At 36.3% G+C, this 22,191-nt stretch carries 21 protein-coding genes and 1 riboswitch; of the genes, 8 read left to right on the top strand and 13 right to left on the bottom strand.

All coding sequences use genetic code 11. The features are described from left to right. Positions 1–15 precede the first annotated feature (15 nt). Together EG359_RS22085 and EG359_RS22080 are read right to left on the bottom strand one after the other, a co-directional pair. Positions 16–204 (bottom strand): hypothetical protein, encoded by a 189-nt coding sequence (locus EG359_RS22085; protein WP_076354106.1) that lies wholly within the window; start codon positions 202–204, stop codon positions 16–18. Between the two features lie 111 nt (positions 205–315). Next, positions 316–672 carry an arsenate reductase family protein gene (locus tag EG359_RS22080; protein WP_076354104.1) on the bottom strand — a complete coding sequence of 119 codons (357 nt, stop codon included), beginning with the start codon at positions 670–672 and terminating at the stop codon, positions 316–318. A 120-nt stretch (positions 673–792) separates the two neighbouring features. Here EG359_RS22080 and EG359_RS22075 point away from each other — a divergent pair, with 120 nt between their 5' ends. The 4 genes from EG359_RS22075 to EG359_RS22060 all read left to right on the top strand — a co-directional run bounded on the left by EG359_RS22075 (position 793) and on the right by EG359_RS22060 (position 5,003). Then, the gene (locus EG359_RS22075; protein WP_076354102.1) at positions 793–1,260 is read left to right on the top strand and encodes an acyl-CoA thioesterase; all 468 of its coding nucleotides are present in this window, start codon (positions 793–795) and stop codon (positions 1,258–1,260) included. Between the two features lie 102 nt (positions 1,261–1,362). Further along, positions 1,363–1,430, top strand: a riboswitch (Fluoride riboswitch). Between the two features lie 31 nt (positions 1,431–1,461). Next, on the top strand, positions 1,462–2,769 hold the full coding sequence (locus tag EG359_RS22070) for a voltage-gated chloride channel family protein (RefSeq protein ID WP_084180408.1): 1,308 nt from the start codon (positions 1,462–1,464) through the stop codon (positions 2,767–2,769). A gap of 168 nt (positions 2,770–2,937) precedes the next feature. Next, on the top strand, positions 2,938–3,813 hold the full coding sequence (locus tag EG359_RS22065) for a LysR family transcriptional regulator (protein ID WP_076354098.1): 876 nt from the start codon (positions 2,938–2,940) through the stop codon (positions 3,811–3,813). A 254-nt stretch (positions 3,814–4,067) separates the two neighbouring features. Continuing rightward, positions 4,068–5,003: a YeiH family protein gene (locus EG359_RS22060; protein WP_076354096.1), complete on the top strand. Its 936-nt coding sequence runs from the start codon at positions 4,068–4,070 to the stop codon at positions 5,001–5,003. 80 nt (positions 5,004–5,083) lie between these two features. Here EG359_RS22060 and EG359_RS22055 read toward each other — a convergent pair whose 3' ends face one another. The 8 genes from EG359_RS22055 to EG359_RS22020 all read right to left on the bottom strand — a co-directional run bounded on the left by EG359_RS22055 (position 5,084) and on the right by EG359_RS22020 (position 11,368). Continuing rightward, positions 5,084–5,266 (bottom strand): hypothetical protein, encoded by a 183-nt coding sequence (locus tag EG359_RS22055; protein ID WP_076354094.1) that lies wholly within the window; start codon positions 5,264–5,266, stop codon positions 5,084–5,086. Between the two features lie 169 nt (positions 5,267–5,435). Continuing rightward, on the bottom strand, positions 5,436–6,677 hold the full coding sequence (locus EG359_RS22050) for an MFS transporter (protein WP_076354092.1): 1,242 nt from the start codon (positions 6,675–6,677) through the stop codon (positions 5,436–5,438). A 74-nt stretch (positions 6,678–6,751) separates the two neighbouring features. After that, a complete protein-coding gene (gene rny, locus EG359_RS22045; RefSeq protein WP_076354090.1) occupies positions 6,752–8,317 on the bottom strand; it encodes a ribonuclease Y in 1,566 nt (521 codons plus the stop codon). 231 nt (positions 8,318–8,548) lie between these two features. After that, positions 8,549–8,836, bottom strand: coding sequence for a cell division protein ZapA (locus EG359_RS22040; RefSeq protein WP_076354088.1), 288 nt, complete (start codon positions 8,834–8,836; stop codon positions 8,549–8,551). Then, complete coding sequence (locus EG359_RS22035; protein WP_076354086.1) at positions 8,836–9,138, bottom strand: hypothetical protein; 303 nt, start codon at positions 9,136–9,138, stop codon at positions 8,836–8,838. The genes EG359_RS22040 and EG359_RS22035 overlap by 1 nt, the downstream gene beginning before the upstream one ends. 139 nt (positions 9,139–9,277) lie before the next feature. Next, on the bottom strand, positions 9,278–10,060 hold the full coding sequence (gene porT / locus EG359_RS22030; RefSeq protein ID WP_076354084.1) for a type IX secretion/gliding motility protein PorT/SprT: 783 nt from the start codon (positions 10,058–10,060) through the stop codon (positions 9,278–9,280). A 3-nt stretch (positions 10,061–10,063) separates the two neighbouring features. After that, positions 10,064–10,726: a bifunctional demethylmenaquinone methyltransferase/2-methoxy-6-polyprenyl-1,4-benzoquinol methylase UbiE gene (gene ubiE / locus EG359_RS22025; RefSeq protein ID WP_262696647.1), complete on the bottom strand. Its 663-nt coding sequence runs from the start codon at positions 10,724–10,726 to the stop codon at positions 10,064–10,066. 72 nt (positions 10,727–10,798) lie between these two features. Then, positions 10,799–11,368 carry a hypothetical protein gene (locus tag EG359_RS22020; RefSeq protein ID WP_076354080.1) on the bottom strand — a complete coding sequence of 190 codons (570 nt, stop codon included), beginning with the start codon at positions 11,366–11,368 and terminating at the stop codon, positions 10,799–10,801. Between the two features lie 101 nt (positions 11,369–11,469). On the opposite strand from EG359_RS22020, the gene EG359_RS22015 reads away from it, so the two are divergent. Both EG359_RS22015 and EG359_RS22010 read left to right on the top strand, forming a co-directional pair. Further along, positions 11,470–12,537, top strand: a complete 1,068-nt coding sequence (locus tag EG359_RS22015) for a 3-oxoacyl-ACP synthase III family protein (RefSeq protein ID WP_076354078.1) — start codon at positions 11,470–11,472, stop codon at positions 12,535–12,537. A gap of 70 nt (positions 12,538–12,607) precedes the next feature. Further along, positions 12,608–13,813 (top strand): metallophosphoesterase, encoded by a 1,206-nt coding sequence (locus EG359_RS22010; protein ID WP_076354076.1) that lies wholly within the window; start codon positions 12,608–12,610, stop codon positions 13,811–13,813. Positions 13,814–13,964: 151 nt separating this feature from the next. Here EG359_RS22010 and EG359_RS22005 read toward each other — a convergent pair whose 3' ends face one another. From EG359_RS22005 to EG359_RS21995, 3 genes are all read right to left on the bottom strand, one after another. Further along, on the bottom strand, positions 13,965–14,717 hold the full coding sequence (locus EG359_RS22005; protein WP_076354075.1) for a polysaccharide deacetylase family protein: 753 nt from the start codon (positions 14,715–14,717) through the stop codon (positions 13,965–13,967). Positions 14,718–14,801: 84 nt separating this feature from the next. After that, entirely contained in the window at positions 14,802–15,767 is a 966-nt protein-coding gene (locus EG359_RS22000) for an NAD-dependent epimerase/dehydratase family protein (RefSeq protein ID WP_076354073.1), read from the bottom strand. A gap of 104 nt (positions 15,768–15,871) precedes the next feature. Further along, positions 15,872–18,724, bottom strand: a complete 2,853-nt coding sequence (locus tag EG359_RS21995; RefSeq protein WP_076354377.1) for a TonB-dependent receptor plug domain-containing protein — start codon at positions 18,722–18,724, stop codon at positions 15,872–15,874. Between the two features lie 236 nt (positions 18,725–18,960). Between EG359_RS21995 and ggt the strand changes: the two genes are divergently transcribed. Then, positions 18,961–20,649, top strand: a complete 1,689-nt coding sequence (gene ggt / locus EG359_RS21990; protein WP_076354071.1) for a gamma-glutamyltransferase — start codon at positions 18,961–18,963, stop codon at positions 20,647–20,649. A gap of 165 nt (positions 20,650–20,814) precedes the next feature. Further along, positions 20,815–22,095, top strand: a complete 1,281-nt coding sequence (locus EG359_RS21985) for a dicarboxylate/amino acid:cation symporter (RefSeq protein ID WP_076354069.1) — start codon at positions 20,815–20,817, stop codon at positions 22,093–22,095. Positions 22,096–22,191 lie beyond the last annotated feature (96 nt).

The following is a 22,191-nucleotide window of genomic DNA, read 5'->3' as shown; positions in this document are numbered from 1 at the left end:
CCTATTTTTTTGTACTTAATAGCAGATGCAGCAGACTTTTCTGTCTGGGGAACAGGCATCACCTACTCCAGGTGTATTGGAGGGCACTCCACCACCAGGTCCGCATAAGGTATAGCAATTAACAATAATAGGCTTTAGCCCTCCGTTAATCTCTTTCAATGCTGATCTGTTAAGATTCTTTGTTTTTAAAAAGTTTTTTGTCATGATTTTATTTTTTGGTAATCATAAAGATAAGTATTTAATAATTAAACCATTAAAATAAATCACAAGATATAGATAAAACAATAAATTAAGGAAATATGGAAATCAGGAATTTTATTCATTCACTCCAAAGAACTCTCTCAAAGCTTCAATATTCTTTTTATCATTTCCAACAAAAATTTCTTTATCTGTAAGGAAAACAGGACGCTTTAGGAATGTATAATGATCCAATAATAATTCCTTAAAAGCTTTTTCAGTCAGAGACTTCACATCTAAACCTCTTAGTTTGATCTGGGTAGATTTTCTACTGAACAACGCATCATACGACTTTGTCATTTTATGCATTTCCTCCAATTCCTCTTTGGTGATTGGTTGTTTTTTGATCTCACGAAGCTCCCAGTCTGTAAGGTCAAACTGTGCTAAAATCTTTCTACAAGTATCACATGTGTTAAGGTAAAATACTTTCTTCATTACTATCTTTAAGTCTGTTATTTGTTAAAATTCGGTTTTATACCCATTTCGTCTTTCAAAAGTAGGATTTAATCTAAAACTTTGGAAATTATTAAATAACTTTATTAAAATTTTATAAAGATGCAGAACAAACCTATTACTTTTCAGTTTATTTCAGAACCATCAGATGTTAACTACGGTGGCAATGTACACGGTGGAAGCGTTATGAAATGGATTGATCAGGCAGGCTATGCGTGTGCCACCACCTGGAGCGGAAATTATTCTGTAACCGTATATGTTGGAGGAATTCGATTTTATGAGCCTATCAAGATAGGTGAAGTGGTAAAAGTGGATGCACAGGTGATCTATACGGGATCTTCCAGTATGCATATTTCCATCAATGTCTTTTCCCGAAACCTAAAGCAACCTACTTTTGATAAAAAAACACACTGTATCATTGTATTTGTAGCAGTAGACGAGAATGGTAAAAAGCTACCTGTTCCGAAATGGACTCCTGAAACTGAAGAAGAAAGACAAAAAGAACAATATGCCAAACGCCTGATGGATCTGAGAACGCAGATTGAAGATGAAATGAAACCTTTTTTATAAGATTTTGGAACTTAGAAGTGAATATTAAATGACATATTTCTATTTATTTTCACACAGCTCTTAGAATTTTTTGAAAAATAGATTCTTCTTTTTATATTTGCACTATCAAAAGGAAATGGTGTTCTTCCTTACCCAACCGCTTTACAAAAGCTGATGACGCCTGATTAATAGATTATTAACCAATAACTAATCAGGATTATTATGTCAAAACATCAATGGACACTTAGTAAGAAAGTAATTTTTCACACCCAATTTTTTTTAAGAAAATTCCCGGCACTACCTTATATTTTAAAGTGGCTGTTCATTAGTATGATTATTGGCTTACTGGTAGGAACAGCTTCTGCAGGATTTTTACAATCGTTAGAATGGGCTACCAATTTCAGGGAAAATCATTTATGGTTAATTGCACTACTTCCTGTTGTAGGCTTCTTCATCGGACTTTTATATTATTATTTTGGAAAAGATGTTGAGGCAGGAAATAACCTCCTGATTGACAATATTCATGATCCCAAAGAAATTATTCCATTCAAAATGGCTCCTTTTGTTTATCTGGGAACCATTGCTACGCATCTGTTTGGAGGTTCCGCAGGACGTGAAGGAACCGCTCTTCAGATGGCAGGTGCTATTGCAGACCAACTCACCAAGCCTTTTAAGCTTGATAAAAACGAAAGAAAAATATTAATTATTGCAGCAATTGCGGCTGGATTTGGATCTGTTTTCGGAACCCCTTTAGCCGGAGCAGTATTTGGGCTTGAGGTTTTTCTGATTGGAAGAATACGGTACAATGCCATATTTCCTGCTTTTGCTTCAGCTATACTTGCAGATTGGACAACCAACCTCTGGAATGTAAAGCATACTCATTATCATATTGATATCATTCCAAAATTGGAGTTCTTACCAATTCTATGTAGTATTTTAGCAGGTATTGCCTTTGGAATTTGTGCGGCTGCATTCAGTAAAATGATTCATTGGGCTAGCTCTCTTTTTAAATCAAAAATTAAATATCCGCCACTTCGTCCTGTAATTGGAGGAACTATTGTTGCTTTGGCAGTTTTCGCAATGGGCACAACCCGCTATATTGGATTAGGAGTTCCCGTTATCTTAGAATCCTTTGAAAAACAACTTCCCTTTTATGATTTTGCCTTGAAAATGATTTTCACTATCGTTACTCTTTCTGCGGGATTTAAAGGTGGCGAAGTCACTCCCTTATTCTTTATCGGGGCAACCTTAGGGAGTGCGCTATCCTTGTTTATTCCGTTACCATTTGGGTTATTAGCCGGAATGGGGTTTGTGGCTGTATTTGCGGGAGCAACCAATACTCCGCTCGCGTGTATGCTGATGGGCATTGAATTATTTGGTGCAGAAAGTGGTGCTTATATTGCCATTGCATGTATTGTTTCCTATCTTCTGTCAGGACACAACAGCATTTACACCAAGCAGAAAATTGGAGTAGCCAAGAACAGAAGGTATGAAAACCAGCAGGATAAATCTATTTCAGACTTTTTATAAATGTACCGTGATACGCCATAACCAAGATGATTTTGAATCTTGGATTTCAAATTATTTCTTGTCTTCTATTTTCTGAACAATATAATCCCAACGCTAAGACTCTCAAACACTCCTATTCTCAAACGCTAAAACCCCAAATCTTACAACTATAATCCGTATTTTTGTCCCATGTTCGATTACAGGTTAAAAGTTTTCCATACTGTGGCTTCCAGGCTAAGTTTTACTAAGGCTTCTGAGGAGCTTCATATTTCGCAGCCGGCAGTTACAAAACATATTAAGGAAATTGAAGTTCAGCTGGAAACTAAATTATTTGACAGAAAAGGTACTTCCATTCAATTGACACAAAGTGGAAAGATTCTGTATGAATATGCTGAAAAGATCAGAAATATTTACCGTGATCTGGAATTTGAAATCAATCAGATTAATCAACAGCATAAAGGAAAACTTATTATTGGAGCCAGCACAACCGTTGCTCAATACATTTTACCTGAAATTCTGGCGAAATTCAATGCGTATTACAAAGACATCAAAATAGAGCTTCTTACCGGAAATACAGAAGCAATTTCCTCCCTTTTAAAAGAAGAAAAGATTGATCTGGGTATTATTGAAGGAGAATCACAGTCTTCTTATTTTGAATATAAAACCTTTAAACCTGATGAAATTGTACTGGCTGCAAAATCGGATCATCTTCTGGCGAATAAAACCTTAAACTTAAAAGATCTGTACCAACTGGATCTTATTTTCCGTGAACAGGGCTCAGGAACGCTGGAGTTTATCCAAAACCGTTTAAAGGAAAAGGAAATCAATATCAATGAATTGAATACCGTTATTCAGCTGGGAAGCAGTGAAAGTATTAAAAACTACCTTCTTCATTCGGATTGCATGGCTTTTCTTTCTATAAGTACCATTTTGAACGAATTGAAAAACAACATCCTTACGGTTATTGACATTAAAAACTTTAGTATCGAAAGGGATTTTCATTTTATTCTTCCAAAAGGTGAACAATCTGAATTAATTAAGCTTTTCCTGAAATTTGCTGAATAATTGGTTTGTACAATGTATAAAGTATTCACGTAAAAAGTAGTAATGATTCTTCTGCTGCCATAGTTGATTATCTGAAACACATTTTACATTTTACATTTTACATTTTACATTTTACATTTTACATTTTACATTTTACATTTTACATTTTACATTTTACATTAATTATAACTTCTAGTTATCCAAAATAACAAAATACAATTTACTTTGTAATACTATATTGCGGAATTTTGTTCCAGATTTTAAACGTTCGCAATATGAAAGATTTCATTCAAAATGAAGCAACACGAAAAGTAATTTTTATTGGATTAGCCGTCTTATCCTTAACTCCGTTGGTATCATCTCCCATTGCCTTGGTATTAGGTTTTGCCCTGGCTGTTTTTTTGGGAAACCCTTTTGAAAAACATCTCCACCAATATATTCATTTATTACTGCAGATTTCCATTGTCGGGCTTGGCTTCGGATTAAAACTGGATGAAGCTCTTCACGCCGGAAAAACAGGGTTAATGTTAACTGTAGTGAGCATTGCTACAGTAATGCTTTTGGGATATGTTTTAGGAAAAGTATTTAAACTTGAAAGACCCCTTTCCTATCTTCTTTCTGCAGGCACTGCCATTTGTGGCGGAAGTGCCATTGCTGCTGTTTCTCCTATTATTAAGCCCAGCACAAGACAAATTTCCCTGGCATTGGCCATTGTTTTTACGTTAAACTCCATTGCTTTATTCGTTTATCCGGCTATTGGGCACTTGCTGAATCTTTCACAGGAACAGTTTGGGCTTTGGTGCGCCGTTGGAATTCATGACACAAGTTCTGTAGTGGGTGCAGCTAGTAAATATGGAGATGAGGCCTTAAAAATTGCCACTACCGTGAAATTAGCCCGTGCTTTATGGATCATACCCATTTCCCTGATTACCATGTTCGTTTTTAAGAGTAAGGATTCAAAAATAAAAATACCGTGGTTCATCGGATACTTCATATTGGCGATTTTATTGAATACCTATTTCCCTTTTATGGATAGCTTCAGTACCATCATCACTTCAGTAGCCAAATCAGGCCTGAATCTGACCTTATTTTTTATTGGTTCTACTCTTTCTCTACAAACCCTAAAAACAATTGGTTTTAAGCCTTTATTAACTGCTGTATTGCTTTGGGTAACCATCAGTATAGGAAGTTTACTTTATATTATTCATTAAAAACGACAGAACCCTCTTGAAAATCAAAAGGGTTCTGCCTATTAAATGTGGAAATGTTTATTTCGTATTGAAATAATTTCTTAAACTTCACCGCAAGTATAAACCTGAGGACAAGCTATATACTGAGGACAATATTTAGGTCCAACTACAGTTCCTGAGCAGCTGCATCCGCAAAGAGATAGATCTGGATTTCCGCTTATCCCTCCTGCAATATTCTTTAAGTCTTCTTTTCTTAATTTTTTAGCATTCTTAATAATGTTCATGGGTCTTGGTTTTGATTAAACAATATAGTTTTAGTTCGTATCCAAAGTTAAACAAATATTAATTACACGCAAGATATTTTTTATTAAAAGTTAATATATTATTGATTTTAATATAATTACCCTATTATAAATAAGAAATATATTATCTTGAATTATTAAACAAAGTAAATTACTCAATAAATTCAAGGTCCTTATCATGGGTTTCCGAGATCGTAAGGGACGAATAAAACGCAAGTCCAAATACGACTATCCCAACAATGGCAGCACTTATAATCACAGAAAAATTAACTTTAAGGAGATCAAAAGCAAGGATCATCACCGGTACCAATCCTCTTACCATATTGGGAACAGTTGTGGTTGCTGTATTTCTGATATTTGTTCCGAACTGCTCTGCTGCAAGGGTGACAAACATCGCCCAATATCCTGTTCCCAGTCCCAGCCAAACACAAAACAGATAATATTTTGTTTCTGTATCCGTATTTCCAAACAGCATGAATGTAACCCCAATAATGGTGAAAACCAACATATAAAATATTGCCATTTTCCGTGATTTTAAGGCATGAGAAATAAAACCACTCATCAAATCACCCACAGAAATCCCCACATACGCCCACATAATTGCCTTTCCGGGACTGAGATCCTTTATTCCGAATTCAGGGGCAAATTGATTAGCCAAAACAGCCAAAATCCCAATACAGTACCATGTCGGCAACCCTACTGCAATACATTTTAAGTATCTTATTAACCTGTCTTTATTCGTGAAAAAGGATAGAAAATTTCCTTTTGAGACATTTTTATGTTCAATATTCTTATATATTCCTGATTCTGATACGCTTATTCTTAAAATCAGCAATTGAATTCCCATAATTCCTCCAATAATATAAGAGATATTCCATCCTCCGGCTAATTCTACCGTAAGTTGGGCAACGACGGCCCCCATCAGTCCAAAACCCGCCACAACAGAAGTTCCAATGGCTCTTAAATTCTTTGGCAGACTCTCAGAAACCAGCGTAATTCCGGCTCCAAGCTCTCCAGCTAAGCCTACTCCCGCAATAAACCTTAGACCAGCATATTGATACACTAAATGCTCTTTTGGAAAATAAGGTAAAAAACCACAGGCAATATTGGCAAGAGAATACACTAGAATGGAACCAAAGAGTACGGAAAGCCGCCCCTTTTTATCCCCGAAAATACCCCAAAAAACTCCTCCGATAAGAAGTCCCACCATCTGGCAATTCAGAATAAAGGTTCCGTCGGCATCAGGATTAAGCCCCAAGGCTTTTAAGCTGGGGATCCTTACAATCCCAAATAAGAGGAGATCATAGATGTCTACGAAATATCCTAGGGCAGAAATAATAACGGGAATCGAAAAAATGTACTTCAATTTTGAAGACAGGGACAGTTCTTGCATTGTTAAATTTTGATAAAAATAAAAAAACCTTTCAATTTCTTGAAAGGTTTTTATAAAATATCTTGATCTGATTATTATCTTGCAATATTCACAGCTCTCGTTTCTCTGATTACTGTTACTTTTACCTGTCCAGGATAAGTTAGTTCATTCTGGATCTTTTCAGAGATATCGTAAGATAGTTGAGAAGCTACTTCATCATTTACTTTTCCGCTCTCTACCATTACTCTTAATTCTCTACCTGCCTGGATTGCATAAGCACTTGATACTCCATCGAAGCTTAACGCTGCAGATTCAAGGTCTTTCAACCTCTGGATGTAAGATTCCAATACTTGTCTTCTTGCTCCCGGTCTTGCTCCTGAAATAGCATCGGCAACCTGAATGATTGGAGATAATAGCGACTTCATTTCGATTTCGTCGTGGTGAGCTCCAATTGCATTTACTACTTCTGGGTTTTCACCGTATTTCTCAGCCCACTGCATTCCTAATAAAGCATGTGGTAATTCAGATTCCTGTTCAGGAACTTTACCAATATCGTGTAATAGACCTGCTCTTTTAGCTAATTTTACGTTTAAGCCTAATTCAGCAGCCATTGTTGCAGCAATGTTTGCTACTTCTCTTGAGTGCTGTAGTAAGTTTTGTCCGTATGAAGAACGATACTTCATTCTACCAACGATCTTAATTAACTCTGGGTGCAATCCGTGGATTCCAAGGTCAATAATTGTTCTTTTTCCTACTTCAATGATCTCCTCTTCAATTTGCTTTCTCGTTTTTTCTACTACTTCTTCAATTCTTGCCGGGTGGATTCTACCATCTGTAACCAATCTGTGAAGGGATAGCCTTGCAATCTCTCTTCTTACCGGATCAAAACACGAAAGAAGAATAGCTTCCGGAGTATCATCAACGATGATCTCAACTCCTGTTATTGCTTCTAATGCACGGATGTTTCTACCTTCTCTACCAATAATTCTACCTTTTACTTCGTCAGATTCAATGTTGAATACTGATACTGAGTTTTCGATGGCCTGCTCTGTCCCGATTCTTTGGATCGTTTGGATAACAATTTTTCTGGCTTCGTTTTTAGCATTCATCTGAGCTTCCTCCATGATACCCTGAACGTGCGCCTGTGCTCTTGTCTTCGCTTCAGCTTTCATGGTTTCTACCAATTCTGCCTTAGCTTCTTCAGCCGTGTAATTAGAGATTTTTTCAAGTATTTCAACTTTTTTAGCGGTAGCTATATCTAATTCCTGCTGTTTTCTGTCTAGAATTTCGTTCTTCTTGGCGTAATCTGCAATCTGTCTGTCTAAATCCTTTTCAAGTTTTCCTGTCTTGCTAAGTTCGTCATTCAGTTTGTGTTCCTTGTCTTTCGTTCTTTTTTCAGCTTCCTGCATCTTTTTCTCACGAGATTGGATGTCTGCATCATGCTGAGATTTTAGTTCAAGGAATTTTTCCTTAGCTTGAAGATTCTTTTCTTTCTTTATGGATTCAGCTTGTACGTTAGCTTTTTCTATAAGGTTTTCGGCATTTTTAGTTGCATCATCTATGATAAATTTTGCCTTAGTATTCAGTGAGCTTCTGGAAAAAAACATTCCTACGACAGCACCAATTACTAAACAAACAACACCGACTATAACTTCTATCATAATTTATATTGAGTTTTAATTGTATTCATATCCTTTAAATAAAAAAAGCCCACAATAATCCAGGGATTGAGAGTAAACTCCTAATCAACACGATTTGAACTGATTTCCACTGTCTGTAATCCGGAAGACCCGGCACGCCATTCGATGGACATTTGTTCGGTAATTGCTTAGCGTTGAGTTTACCTTTAATGTGTTAGAATCATTGTAGGCAGCTTGTTCAGGAAAAAAAATCTATTTCCCGATTTCATTCAACGATTGATTAATTTGTTTTAATCTTTCGTTGCTCGAATTAATATTTTTCTCGTAGTTAAGAGACACTACTTCTGCATTAGTTCCCAGTTTAAGGGCACACATAGCCAAAGCATCTTGTTTATCTCTTACATCGAAGTTCTGTTCAAAATCTTTAATCATATTCTCAATCTGCTTCCCTACTTTACGCAAAGTTTCTTCCTCTGCTGCCGGTACGTTCAGCGGATACACTCTTCCTGCAATGTTGACGGTTATTCTCCTTACCTCCATTATAATCCACTGTTTTGAAGCTGCGCAATACAGAAATCTATTTCTTTTACCAATCTGTTGATGTGATTTTTCATTAACCTATTGTGTTCAGGATTTCCTGATATTGCTGAATAAAGTTTTATATTTTTTTGTTCTTCTGCTAATACCTGATTTTTTCTTCTCTCCTCATCATACTTCTTCTTCAGGTCTTCATGCTCAATACTTAATTCTGATAAATTTTCAGTAAGATTTTTGTAATTCTTTTGAAGAGTCAAAATCTTTCTCTCTAATTCTGAAAAATTGTTTTCTAAATCTTGAAGCATTTCAGGTTTGTATATTCTAACTAGAAGCAAAAATAAAAAAATAATAACACTAACAAAAATAAAACGTCCTATATTTTGTAATCTCAACAAAAAAGGAGATGCAGATGCACCTCCTTTGTATTTTCAACGTGATATTTTTTTATTCAAATTTCAACACAAACATGATTGCTCTTGTCTGTAATGTAGAAACGGCAGATGCCCAATAAGGAGGTGTAGTTGCATTATCAGCCACTTTTTCATTATTCATGAAGAATGTTCCTCTTACCCCGGGAGTCAGTTTAAACTTATTGAAGTAAAACTGGATACCCATTTCTGCAGACCAAGCAAAATTATGCGTTGTAGACCTGAAGATCTGCTGCATGTTATCATCAGTAGATCCTGAGTTGGATTGTAGGTTCACGATATAATTTACCCCAGCTGCGACGTATGGTCTTGAATTATACCATCTTCGCCCGTGAAGTTCCAAAAGTACCGGAATATCAACCAATGTAGACTTAATTTCTCTTACTTTATCTTTATCTGTTAGAGGAATAGGCATAAACGGAGGATTGGTTAATGATCCCCCCGCATAGATATCATTGGATTGAGTATTAAAAGTCAACTGTCTTTGTGCAAACTGTAGACCTGGTTCTATCCTTACATCCAGATAGTCATTCAGTCTCCATTTTGCAATAAGCCCAGCACCGAAACTGTAACTTTCCTTAGAGGAAACAAGGTTTTCATTTTCATTCATCCCGTATCTTGGATGCAATACAATTCGGTAGTCTAGTCTATTCCCGTTCAAATAAAACCCCCAACTGAATTTCTGCTCGTCGAAATCTTCCAACTTGTCCATTCTGTTTCGGGTTCTAAATTGCGCGTTTGCAAAAACGGCAACATTTACTGAGGTCAAAACCAGTGCTTTTAATAGAAATTTATTCATAGGTTACTTTGTTGCTTTATAAATTGTGGCTATACCTAAACTTAATTTTTTATATTCTACTTTCTTAAATCCCGTATCTAAAAGAATTTGCTTCATCTTCTCCCCGAAAGGAAAAGCATTTACAGAATCCGGAAGGTATGTATACGCCCTATTATCTTTAGAAACCAATCTGCCTATGGCAGGCAATATATTTTTGAAATAAAACATATAAAATGGTCCTAAAAAACCCTCAACCTTTGAAAACTCCAGTATATAAACACTCTTGTTATCTTTAACTACTCTTCTTAACTCTGCTAAACCTTTGGTAAGGTTCTCAAAATTCCTCACTCCAAATGCAACGGAAACAGCATCAAATCTATTGTCCTCGAAAGGTAAATTTTCTGCATCCCCTTTTTGCATGGAAATTTTGCCGTCTAATTTAAGTTTTTTTATTTTAATAACGCCAACATTCAGCATTTGTTGTGATAAATCTAAACCAACTACTTTGGAACCGGTTCCTTTTTCAATAGTAATTGCCAGATCTCCCGTTCCTGTAGCCACATCCAGCACTTCCTGCGGATTATCATTTTTCATCCATTTTACCAGTTTGTTTCTCCACAAAATATCAATTTTCATGGATAAAACTCTGTTTAAAAGGTCATACTTCGGTGCAATATTGTCGAACATATCCTCTACCTGGCTTTTCTTTGTAGCCTCCGAATTGTAGGGAGTAACTTTGGTAATATCTTTTGTCAAAACTTAAAACTTGTAATATTCTTTGTAATAATTTAGGTAATCCTGCTTTCTGAAGATCTTTGATCTCGATTCCACTTTCTGGATGTTCTTGATCAATTTATCATAATCTTCATCTACATTGTAATAAAATTCTTCTGTGTAAAGCTTATTGAAACGCTTTGCTCCTCCGAGATATTCCTTTCCGTCTATGACAGTCTTATCAAGTGCCATCAATAACGAATCTTTTTTAAGGTTATACCCGTAGTACTGGTCATTCACATAGTAATCCTGATGTGCGATATTAAGCAGACCACGAAGTTTATTTACTTCAAATGCCGAATCGTAAAGCATTTTTTTATTTTGGTCGAAAACCTGAATAGAGTTTTTTCCCTTATTCAAATCCACATGCACATACTGCCCCGCCGAAATGATTCCTTCAGAACCGTTATTGATCTTAAAGTAATACGTATTGGGGGTAGGATTATCTACAACATAATAATTCTTCTTGGCTAAAAAAAGGAAGTAGATCCCAAAGGCACCGATAAACGCCACAGCTGCAATGAGTAAGCCTTTTAAGGATGAGTTGTTTTTCATAGATTGTAAAGTACAATTTTTGCAAATTTAATAATATTTTTAATTCTCGGTTATTAATATTAATTATTAACTTTGCATCTTTAAAAAAATCATATAAACGAATGCCGAATACGATCATTATTGGCTCTGGATGTTATATCCCGAACAGAGTTATTGGTAGAGATTACTTCATGAATTCCGAATTCTATACTGAAGACGGAGTGAAAATTGAAAAGCCTGTGGAAGAAACCATTGCGAAGTTTGTAGAAATTACAGAAATCGAAAACAGGAGATTCATTGAAGATGGTCTTTCCAATTCACAGATCGGTTATGAAGCCGCAAAAATTGCCCTTGAGGATGCAAAGGTAGACGGCGAAGAACTGGATTATATTATTTACGCGAGTAATTTCGGGGAAGTTACTGAGAACGGATATGCTGATTTCATGCCGACAATGGCAGCGAGGGTAAAGAATAAACTAGGGATCAAAAACAGAAAATGCGTAACGTATGATATGCTTTTCGGATGTCCTGGATGGGTGGAAGCTATGATTTTAGCTGATAATCTAATTAAAGCCAAGGTTGCAAAAACAGTTTTAGTAATCGGAGGAGAAACTTTAAGCCGTGTAACGGATCCACACGATAGAAACAGAATGATTTTTGCTGATGGTGCAGGTGCTGTAGTAGTAAAGGCAACAGATGAGGAAAACGTAGGAATCATTGCTCACAATACAATTTGTGATAATGGTCCGGAATTAAACTACCTTGAAAATCAACCCTCTATCAACAAGGAAGTAGACCAAAAACGTCTTTACGTAAGAATGCTGGGTAGAAAGATCTACGAATACGCTCTTAAAAACGTTCCTGTTGCAATCAAGGATACCATTACAGATGCCGGACTTTCTATTGAAGATATCGATAAAATCTTAATTCACCAGGCCAATGCCAAGATGGATTATGCGATGATTGAAAGACTTCACAGGCTTTATGACATCAAGGAATACGATCACGCGATCTCTCCTATGACAATTCAAGACCTTGGAAATACGTCTGTTGCAACCATTCCTACCATGTATGATTTAATAATTAAAGGAAAAATGGAGGGTCAATCGTTTAAAGATAAAGGTAACATTGTAATGACTTCGGTAGGTGCCGGAATGAACATCAATGCTATCGTTTATAGATTTCCTTAAAATATTTTAAACAATAAAAGAATATAAAAGCACAGGGAAGTTATTCTTTGTGCTTTTTTTGAATCAGAACATGCAAAAAAATCTTTTAATTATTGCCGGGATCTTCCTTTTTTTGGAAGTTTACATTTATCAAGCCATAAGAACGCTTACAGATAATTTATGGATAAGAATTGGTTATTGGGTAGTATCATTAATTGTTTATGGGATTTTCGCCTACGAGGTTACTCATTATCAGAGATCAGACCGAAGTATGATGAAGGCCCAAATCATGATTTCCTTATTTTTGATATTTATTCTTCCTAAAATCTTTGTGGTTTTATTTTTATTGATTGATGATTTATTCAGATTAGGTGGCTATTTCGTTAATATGGCCGGTCCCAAGGAAACATTTTTTCCTGAGAGAAGAAAATTCCTGAGCCTTGTGGGACTTGGAATGAGCGGAGTTCTTTCTGCCCTATTCATAGATGGAATTACTTTCGGGAAATACAGGCATAAAGTAAGAAAGGTAAAGGTGAAATTCCCAAATCTTCCGAAAAGCTTTAAAGGATATAAAATCATTCAGATTTCAGATGTTCACAGTGGAAGCTTTGCCGATCCAAGTAAGCTACAACATGCTGTGGATCTCATCAACGAGCAAAAACCTGATCTTGTTCTATTTACAGGTGATATGGTAAACAATGTTGCAGATGAATTTAAGCCTTTTATTCCTTTATTTTCACAAATCAAGGCTAAAGATGGCAAGTTTGCAGTTTTAGGAAACCATGATTATGGCGATTATGTAACCTGGGAATCACCTGCTGCAAAAAAAGAAAATCTTGACACGTTGATTGGCTATGAAAAACAAGCTGGATTTGACATGCTGAGAAATGAAAACAGGATCATTGAGAAAAACGGAGAAAAATTATACATTCTCGGCGTTGAAAACTGGGGGTTAAAACCTTTTCCACAGTTTGGAAAAATTGACGAGGCTTTAAAAAATGTACCTGAATCCGCTACAAAGATCCTCATGAGCCATGACCCTACCCACTTTGATTATGTGGTAAAAAAACATCCGGGAAACATCCACCTAACCCTTTCGGGCCACACTCACGGGATGCAGTTTGGGTTGGATCTTAAAAATATAAAATGGTCGCCGGTTCAATACCGTTATCCGAAATGGGCAGATCTATACGAAAGCGAGGGTAGATTACTGTATGTAAACAGAGGTTTTGGGGTATTAGGATATCCTGGAAGAGTTGGGGTATTGCCTGAAATTACTCTTTTTGAGCTTAGCTAACAGGATTACTGGTTAGAGTGTAAGAGTGTTTTAGAGTATAAATGATAGAAAGAATTTCACTATTAAAATATAAGATTCAAAATTTGATAGTTAAGAGAAATATTCCTCTCTATTACCCAACACCTAATCCCTGAAACCTATCATCTGCAACCTAAAAAATATAATCTTTCATACGGGAAGTAGCCATATCTTTCTCGTTGATGAAACTAAGGAGGGCATCTAATTTGTCCTCCATTTTTTTGCCCGAAAACAAGCTTCTGTAAAACGGAATATCAAAACGGTATTTCTTGAAGTCCGTAAACTGCCAGGCATTAAGGTAGATCAAAACAAATTCTTCATTCTGCAGTGTTTCCAATACCATGTTCTGGTAATACTTCATTGGCAAAATCTGAAATACAAAATCATTGTAGGGTAATTGACTATAAGGAGAGATGCTTTCCGGCACAATACTCAATCCATCTTCTTCCGTAATTTCAGTATCTCTTTTAAGACGCTTGAAAGGAAAAAGAATATTCGCATTATCAACATTAGACACATAATTAAATTCCATCAGCTTCAGATTCTCTTGTGGAATCTTAATGTCTTTTTGACGAATTCCTCTGATTTGTTTTTCCAGAAGATCCTGAATATTCTTCTTGGCATCTTCAATTTCTTCAAGATTTGAATCTCTATTATAAAAGGCAATTTCATGCCCTTTGGATGAAATTGCCTTTATAAGATTCTGGAGTTTTTCAGTAAGAGAAACCTCCACAAAAAAGCTCGCTTTTGTATCATGAATATCTAAAATTCTAAGAATAGCTTTCGTATTCTCTTCTATAATTTTCAATCTTTCTTCACTAGTAATTGGTGAGCCATTTTTGGGTTCAGCTTCAATATTTGTAATGTTGAAAGTCAATAATATCATTTAAATTATATTTTAGATAAAAGTTATAATAAATTAAAAATCAGATGTTAAAATAATAAATAATTAAAGCATTACTTTACATTATTAATGCTTAGCTAATTTTACTTTTAGATTCTTGATCATGTCCTTCGTCATTTCAGAAATTCCGAAATCATAGGTCAATCCCCAATCTTTTTTAGCTACAGAATCATCAATAGATGCCGGCCATGAATCTGCAATTGCCTGTCTGAAATCTGGATTATAATCAATCGCAAAATCAGGAATTTCTTTCTTAATTTCTGCTGCTAATTCTTTTGGAGTAAATGACATTCCCCCTAGATTATATGAAGAGCGAACAGTTAAACTTTCCTTCGGAGCATCCATTAGTTTTAGGGTTGCATTAATCGCATCATCCATATACAACATTGGCATTCCTGTATCTTCAGAAATGAAGCTTGTATATTTTCCCTCTTCAATTGCTTTGTAGAAAATCTCAACCGCGTAGTCAGTAGTACCACCACCTGCAGGAGTTTTCCATGAGATCAATCCAGGATATCTGATACTTCTTACATCTACTCCATATTTATCGAAGTAGTATTCACACCACTTCTCCCCTGCCATTTTAGAAATTCCATAAACAGTGGTTGGGTTTAAGACTACATCCTGTCCAACATCATGCTTAGGGATTCCTTTTCCAAACACAGCAATTGAGCTTGGCCAGAAGATCTTTTTAAGCAGTCCTTCCTTAGCCATTTCACAAAAGTTAAGAAGAGGCTCAAGATTCAATTTCCAGGCGAAAATAGGCTGCTTTTCAGAAGTTCCAGATAAAAGCGATGCCAAGTGATACACTGTAGTGATGTCATAATCCTTAATTACCTGTCTTACCAATTGTGTATTGGTCACATCCATTCTCTCATAATGTCCTGCAGAGGTAATCCCCTCCTGCCATCTGTCCAGTCCTGAAGCCACAACATTTTCCGCTCCGTGGATCTCCACAAGTCTATTCGTAAGCTCCGTGCCAATTTGTCCCAAGGCACCTGTAATAAGTATTCTTTCCGTATAGGATTCCATTTTTCAGATTTTTTTAGAATTGTACAAAAGTAAAAAAATCAAGCCAATCCAAGCAAAAAAGGTACACTTTCGCATACCTTTTATAATCCTAAGAAAAATATTGTTTAAAAATTAAGATTCACTCTGGCAAAAAGAAATCTTCCATTCATTCCAAATTGAGAAACATTCCTGGAGTATATAAACTGGTTTTGATTAGAGAGATCAATAGTAGAAGTATTCACATACACCAGATTACCAGATGAATCCAAAGAAGGAGTTTTCACTACTGTTGGGCCATAGTTTTTATCCGGATAAATATCAAATAAATTATTAGCTCCTATTGTTAGCTTAAGGTTTTTACTAAACTTATAACCTACAGATAAGTCTGTAATCACTTTCCCTCCCCAAACCGGATGTTCAGTAGCAACAGCCTGCCCGTTAATAATTTCTCCGCTTACAATACCATCTCCATTGGCATCCATCGTATTAGGATCTGTAACTTCACCAAAATAAACATTTCTCAACAATAGGCTAAATTTATCAATCTCTAAAGCATTATTCAGAGAAGCCTTGAATCTTGGAACTGCTTCTTCAAGATACACACGACTGGATTCTGAATAATACCTGTTTACCTGTCCGGCTTTGATTAAAACATCAGAACCATGAATATCTCCTACTCTGTTAGTTTTCGAAACAGTAACTGCAAAGTCTGAATTCAAAGAAAACCTTTCAGAAAAATTAGCCTTATGTGAAACCACCCCTTCAATACCTTTAGTCTGGGTATCTATTGCATTAGCAAAAAAGGTAGCAGCATTAGCATTCGCTTTATCGAAGGCTGCCTGCAAATTCCAAAAATCACTTCCCACCGGATAGGTTCCTGACGGCCTAGAAAACTGATCTGTTAAAACCACCCTGTTTTTAATTTTAATATAATAACCATCCACTGTAAACGTCAGGTTTGCTTGTGGAATCTTAGCTGTAAAACCTGCAGAATAACTCGTTGACTCCTCTTGCTTCAATTGTGGAATCCCTAGATATCTGGCCGCATCAGAATCATTTGAAAAAGTTCCTACTTCATATGGTACTCCACCTACAAACTGCGTAGCAGTGGCATTAAAATACATTTGCTGTAAGGAAGGCGCTCTGAATCCTGTAGAATGTGCTGCCCTTAGATTGATATGATCAGTAAGCTTATATCTTGTTGCTAGTTTATAATTAAATGTAGACCCGAAATCCGAGTAGTTTTCAAACCTAAGCGCAGCACTCATTAGCCATCTGTCAGTTACATCCAACTCCGTATCCACATACACCGCAACAGAATGTCTTCCTTTATTTAGTGCATTCTCAGGGCGAAAACCAGGAAACACCTGCGCTCCCCCTGGTCTGGCAGCCCCTAAAAAATCAGTAGGCTTTAGAATTGCCACAGTTGTAGGAGTCTGAATATTTCCGTTAATATCATAAAGAGCCCATGAAGCCTCTTCTCCATTTTCTATTTTGTATTTTTCAAACCTCATTTCCCCTCCAAAAGCAACATTAAAACCTTTCAGCCAGTCTATTTTCGTATCAAAATCTGCATTGATGGTATTTTGAGAGAATCCTAAACCGCCTGCATCAAATTCTCTTTTATTTGGATATCGCATGGAGGCATTGGCAGTATTTTTTATAGTATAATCAAAAGTGTTTTGTCCAAAAGTATTGCTGATATCATAATTAATATTTCCCAACTTCCCTTTAAACCCAGCAGCAAACGAAAGATCTATAACATCCGAGGCTATTTCTGGCAGGAAACCATTAGGATATATAGAAGTTGAGGTTCTGTTTTGATTAGGTCTTCTGTAAAAACCGGCAGCATTACCACTTCTGTAAGAAATACCTCCAAAAGCATACCCTCGAACGGCTGAGGAAATATCAAATTCAGAGTTCACAAAAAACTGACCAGATCCAAGCTTAGACTGTCCGACTCTCATATTAAAATCATCTCTTGCTAAACCTCTGTAAGCAAGTTCATTTTCTGTAACATCTCCCTTTAGAAGATTTTGTAATTCAGAAATTGTACTGGCAGATTGAATCCCAGCCTGCTGTGCTGCTGTAAAATAGCTTACACTGGGAGCGTACTTATGTATATAATCTATTATTTGTGTCGTATTGGGTGTATTATTGATATTTTCAAAAAGAGACGAAATATTTACTCCGTTTTCTAGAGCTCTTTGCTCAATGGCATTATAAGCATTAAAAATCTCACCGGTAGCTGCTTTTGCCCTTCTCGTATCATCTCTACTCAGTAAATTTGCAGTAAAATTAATAAACCCACTCTTGCCAATTTTGGTCCCATAATTCAAATCCAGCTGATACTTTCCGCCATCCCATCCTCCGTAATGATCATTAGCTCCTTTCGAATTAAATCCTCCTCCAGTAATTGCTGCCGTAAAAGCGTTGGTATTCTTCTTCATAACCACATTAATCACCCCCGCAATAGCATCAGAACCGTATTGTGCCGAAGCCCCATCCCTTAGCACTTCCAATCTTTCAATTGCAAATGCCGGAATAGCATTTAAGTCGGTTCCTACAGATCCTCTTCCGGGAGAACCATTAATATTAACCAGTGAGGAAGTATGTCTTCTTTTTCCATTAAGTAAAACCAACACCTGATCCGGCCCTAAACCTCTTAATTGCGCAGGATCCACATGATCTGTTCCATCTGCAACAGTTGTAGAGTTTGAAGTAAAAGAAGGGGCGGCGTAATTCAAAATTTGGTTAAGGTCAGTCTGCGGACTTAGTACTGATTGCGACCCGATATTAATTACATCTACAGGTACCGGGGTATCAGTTGCTACCCTGGCCTTATTTCTGGAACCAACTGTAATTTTTACTTCATCTACGCTTTTAACACTTAGGGAATCATTGGTTTGAGCGATAACATTTGCCGAAACAAAAAACAATGCCCCCACCAAAACAATTTTCTGGTAATTTTTTTTCATATGCTTTTTTTTCAAATGTATATAAATTAACATTCAAAATAAACATAATAATCAAAAAAATAATTAATTTTTGAAAATATTCAAACATATTTTTACTATTTTATTACAAAATAAATAACAAATAAACAAATCACCTAATAATTTAATAAAACAAGAATATTTTCTTCATTTTATTTATTGACTCTATATATGACTCTATTTTAAAATTGATACTTTTGCTTTAAAAGTATCATTTTATGAAGAAAATATTTTTAGTCGCTACACTTCTCGCCTATAATTTTTCCTGGTCACAGTTTACAGACATCAACATTATCAAGGAAGTACAGGTAAAAAACAAAGGCGTAGTGGTATCTGCCCACCCGTTAGCCAGTGAAGCAGGTGCTAAAATCCTTAAAATGGGAGGAAATGCCTATGATGCTGTGACTGCTACACAATATGCATTGGCTGTTGTGTATCCACAAGCCGGAAATATCGGTGGTGGAGGTTTTTTAGTGGGTGTTAAAAATAATGGTGAAAAATTCACGCTGGATTACAGGGAAACAGCTCCTAAGAAAGCATCCAGAGACATGTATATCGATAAAAAAGGAAAAGCAGATACAGATCTTTCCCAAAACGGAAGATTAGCAGTAGGCATTCCGGGAAGTGTGGCTGGTTTTTTTGCTACACTGAAGTATTGCAAACTGCCTATGGAGAAGATTATCCAGCCCGCAATTGATCTTGCAGAAAAAGGATTTGCCATCACGGATAAAGAAGCAGAAATGCTGAACAACCAAAGAGAAAAATTTCAGAAGCACAATAAATCTGCTATCATTTTTGTAAAAGACTCCCCTTGGAAAGCCGGTGATCTATTGATTCAAAAAGACTTAGCTGAGACTTTAAAGCTTATCCAAAAACTGGGTGCAAAAGGTTTTTACGAAGGAAAAACAGCTGAACTTCTGGTTGCTGAAATGAAAAGAGGCAACGGAATCATCACACTGGAGGATCTTAAAAATTATAAAGTTGCGGAGAGAAAAGCCCTTGAATTTGAGTACAAAGGAAACAATGTTGTAACGATGCCTTTACCATCAAGTGGCGGTGTTCTTCTAGCCCAGATGCTCAGAATGGCTAGTTTTGAAAATCTTGAAAAGTATCAGCAAAACTCTACAAAAGCTGTTCAGATTATGACCGAGGCAGAAAGAAGAGCATTTGCAGACAGAGCGGAATATATGGGTGATCCGGATTTTATCCAGGACAAAACATCTTACCTTATTTCAGATGAATACCTGAAGAATAGATGGAAAAGCTTTAGCTTCGACAAAGCCACTCCAAGTGCAGAAGTTGGCAAAATCATACCACAACCAAAGGAATCTACGCAGACTACCCATATTTCCGTACTTGACAAGGATGGAAATGCTGCTTCTGTAACGACTACCCTTAACGGTTATTACGGAAGCAAGGTATTGGTTTCCGGAGCCGGTTTCTTTTTAAATAACGAAATGGACGATTTCTCCATAAAACCTGGGATTCCGAATATGTTTGGAGCGGTAGGCGGTGAGGCAAATTCTATCCAGCCTAATAAAAGAATGCTCTCTTCCATGACACCAACAATCCTGCTTAAAAACGGGAAACCTTATATGGTAGTAGGAACTCCGGGAGGAACTACGATTCCAACTTCAGTATATCAGTCTATTATAAATGTGGTAGATTTTAAATTAAACGCCAATATTTCCGTAAATGCTCCTAAATTTCACCACCAGTGGCTTCCGGAAACCATAACAGTAGAAAATAACTTTCCTGAAAGCACCATTGCTGATCTGAAAAGTAAAAACTATGTCATTGAAAAAACAAAATACATCGGAAAAACAGAAATAATTGTTATTGACGAGAATGGAAATATCCATGCCGTAGCAGACGGCCGTGGAGATGACTCCGTTGCTGTGGAATAATTTCTTTTGTCACATACAATCAATAAAAGTTCGGCTTCATTTAAAATGAAGCCGAACTTTTTATATCCCATCAACATTAACACAGTGTATTTTTAATGACTTTTATCATGTTTTTAGATAAAATTTCTTAATTTTCGGCCTTAAAAAAAATAAAACGACTGTTCTTTGAAAGCAAAAAAAATACACAATCAGCTTTATTTTCAGGTTATTATAGCAATAGTTGCAGGTATTATTCTGGGAAGATTCTATCCTGAATTAGGAGAAAAAATGAAACCTTTAGGCGATGGCTTTATCAAATTGGTAAAGATGATCATTGCTCCGGTCATTTTTATCACCCTTACGTTAGGAATTGCCCATATGACAGACCTTAAAAAGGTGGGAAGAATTGCAATAAAGGCAATGATCTATTTTTTTACGTTCTCTACCCTAGCCCTAATTATCGGTTTGTTTGTTGGAAATATTTTACAACCCGGCCACGGTTTTAATATTGACCCTGCTACCCTTTCAGGAGATGTAGCTCAATATCAGGAGAAAGCTCATGAATCTTCATTAACAGGATTCATCATGAATATTATTCCTGAAACGCTTTTTAGTCCTTTAATTGGTGATAATATCCTTCAGGTTCTTCTTGTCGCAATTTTAATGGGTGTTGCACTGGTTTTAACAAAGGAAAAAAGCCAGAAAGTAACTGATTTTCTTCAGGATCTGTCTACTCCTATATTCAAGATTGTTCATATGCTGATGAAGCTTGCCCCAATAGGCGCTTTTGGGGCTATGGCTTTTACTATTGGAAAATATGGACTTCATTCTGTACTGAATCTGATTTTTTTGGTAGGTACATTCTATATTACTTCTTTCCTTTTTGTGGCATTAGTTCTAGGAGCTGTTGCTTGGTATAATGGATTTAATATTTTCAAGTTATTAATTTACCTTAAAGAGGAACTTCTTTTGGTCTTGGGAACCAGTTCTTCAGAATCTGCGCTTCCGGGAATCATGGAAAAGTTGGAAAAAGCAGGATGTTCGCGGGCAATAGTAGGTTTGGTAGTCCCTACAGGTTATTCTTTTAATCTGGATGGAACCAATATTTATATGACTCTTGCTTCGTTATTCATAGCACAGGCACTCAATATCCATCTTCCCATTGAAAAGCAATTGATGCTTCTTTTGGTGGCTATGCTAAGTTCAAAAGGCGCTGCTGGTGTTACAGGTGCCGGGTTTGTGACTTTAGCGGCTACATTAGCGGTTGTTCCGGAAATTCCGATTGCAGGAATGACATTGATTCTTGGAATTGATAAGTTTATGAGTGAATGCAGAGCTCTTACGAATGTGATTGGAAACTCTGTGGCTACAGTAGTGGTTGCTAATTGGGAAAAACAACTTGATAAAGAGCAGTTTCATTATTGCCTGAACCATCCGCATGAGATTGAAAAAGAGATGGAAATGTAATTTTAGCAGATATTATCAGGGATTAGTTTATCGCTAATGGTGAGGAATGTTTCGCAAGTGAATTGTAAATTTCATTCTATAATTTATATTCTACAC

Origin of the sequence: Chryseobacterium joostei (assembly GCF_003815775.1) — a bacterium.
GTDB lineage: Bacteria > Bacteroidota > Bacteroidia > Flavobacteriales > Weeksellaceae > Chryseobacterium > Chryseobacterium joostei.
The sequence above is the reverse complement of the archived record's forward strand: the minus strand, read 5'-3'. Positions and strand labels throughout refer to the sequence as shown.

Coding starts and splice junctions, on each gene's coding strand:
- EG359_RS22085 (WP_076354106.1), bottom strand. CDS start 204: ATGACAAAAAACTTTTTAAAAACAAAGAATCTTAACAGATCAGCATTG.
- EG359_RS22080 (WP_076354104.1), bottom strand. CDS start 672: ATGAAGAAAGTATTTTACCTTAACACATGTGATACTTGTAGAAAGATT.
- EG359_RS22075 (WP_076354102.1), top strand. CDS start 793: ATGCAGAACAAACCTATTACTTTTCAGTTTATTTCAGAACCATCAGAT.
- EG359_RS22070 (WP_084180408.1), top strand. CDS start 1,462: ATGTCAAAACATCAATGGACACTTAGTAAGAAAGTAATTTTTCACACC.
- EG359_RS22065 (WP_076354098.1), top strand. CDS start 2,938: ATGTTCGATTACAGGTTAAAAGTTTTCCATACTGTGGCTTCCAGGCTA.
- EG359_RS22060 (WP_076354096.1), top strand. CDS start 4,068: ATGAAAGATTTCATTCAAAATGAAGCAACACGAAAAGTAATTTTTATT.
- EG359_RS22055 (WP_076354094.1), bottom strand. CDS start 5,266: ATGAACATTATTAAGAATGCTAAAAAATTAAGAAAAGAAGACTTAAAG.
- EG359_RS22050 (WP_076354092.1), bottom strand. CDS start 6,677: ATGCAAGAACTGTCCCTGTCTTCAAAATTGAAGTACATTTTTTCGATT.
- rny (WP_076354090.1), bottom strand. CDS start 8,317: ATGATAGAAGTTATAGTCGGTGTTGTTTGTTTAGTAATTGGTGCTGTC.
- EG359_RS22040 (WP_076354088.1), bottom strand. CDS start 8,836: ATGGAGGTAAGGAGAATAACCGTCAACATTGCAGGAAGAGTGTATCCG.
- EG359_RS22035 (WP_076354086.1), bottom strand. CDS start 9,138: ATGCTTCAAGATTTAGAAAACAATTTTTCAGAATTAGAGAGAAAGATT.
- porT (WP_076354084.1), bottom strand. CDS start 10,060: ATGAATAAATTTCTATTAAAAGCACTGGTTTTGACCTCAGTAAATGTT.
- ubiE (WP_262696647.1), bottom strand. CDS start 10,726: ATGTTCGACAATATTGCACCGAAGTATGACCTTTTAAACAGAGTTTTA.
- EG359_RS22020 (WP_076354080.1), bottom strand. CDS start 11,368: ATGAAAAACAACTCATCCTTAAAAGGCTTACTCATTGCAGCTGTGGCG.
- EG359_RS22015 (WP_076354078.1), top strand. CDS start 11,470: ATGCCGAATACGATCATTATTGGCTCTGGATGTTATATCCCGAACAGA.
- EG359_RS22010 (WP_076354076.1), top strand. CDS start 12,608: ATGCAAAAAAATCTTTTAATTATTGCCGGGATCTTCCTTTTTTTGGAA.
- EG359_RS22005 (WP_076354075.1), bottom strand. CDS start 14,717: ATGATATTATTGACTTTCAACATTACAAATATTGAAGCTGAACCCAAA.
- EG359_RS22000 (WP_076354073.1), bottom strand. CDS start 15,767: ATGGAATCCTATACGGAAAGAATACTTATTACAGGTGCCTTGGGACAA.
- EG359_RS21995 (WP_076354377.1), bottom strand. CDS start 18,724: ATGAAAAAAAATTACCAGAAAATTGTTTTGGTGGGGGCATTGTTTTTT.
- ggt (WP_076354071.1), top strand. CDS start 18,961: ATGAAGAAAATATTTTTAGTCGCTACACTTCTCGCCTATAATTTTTCC.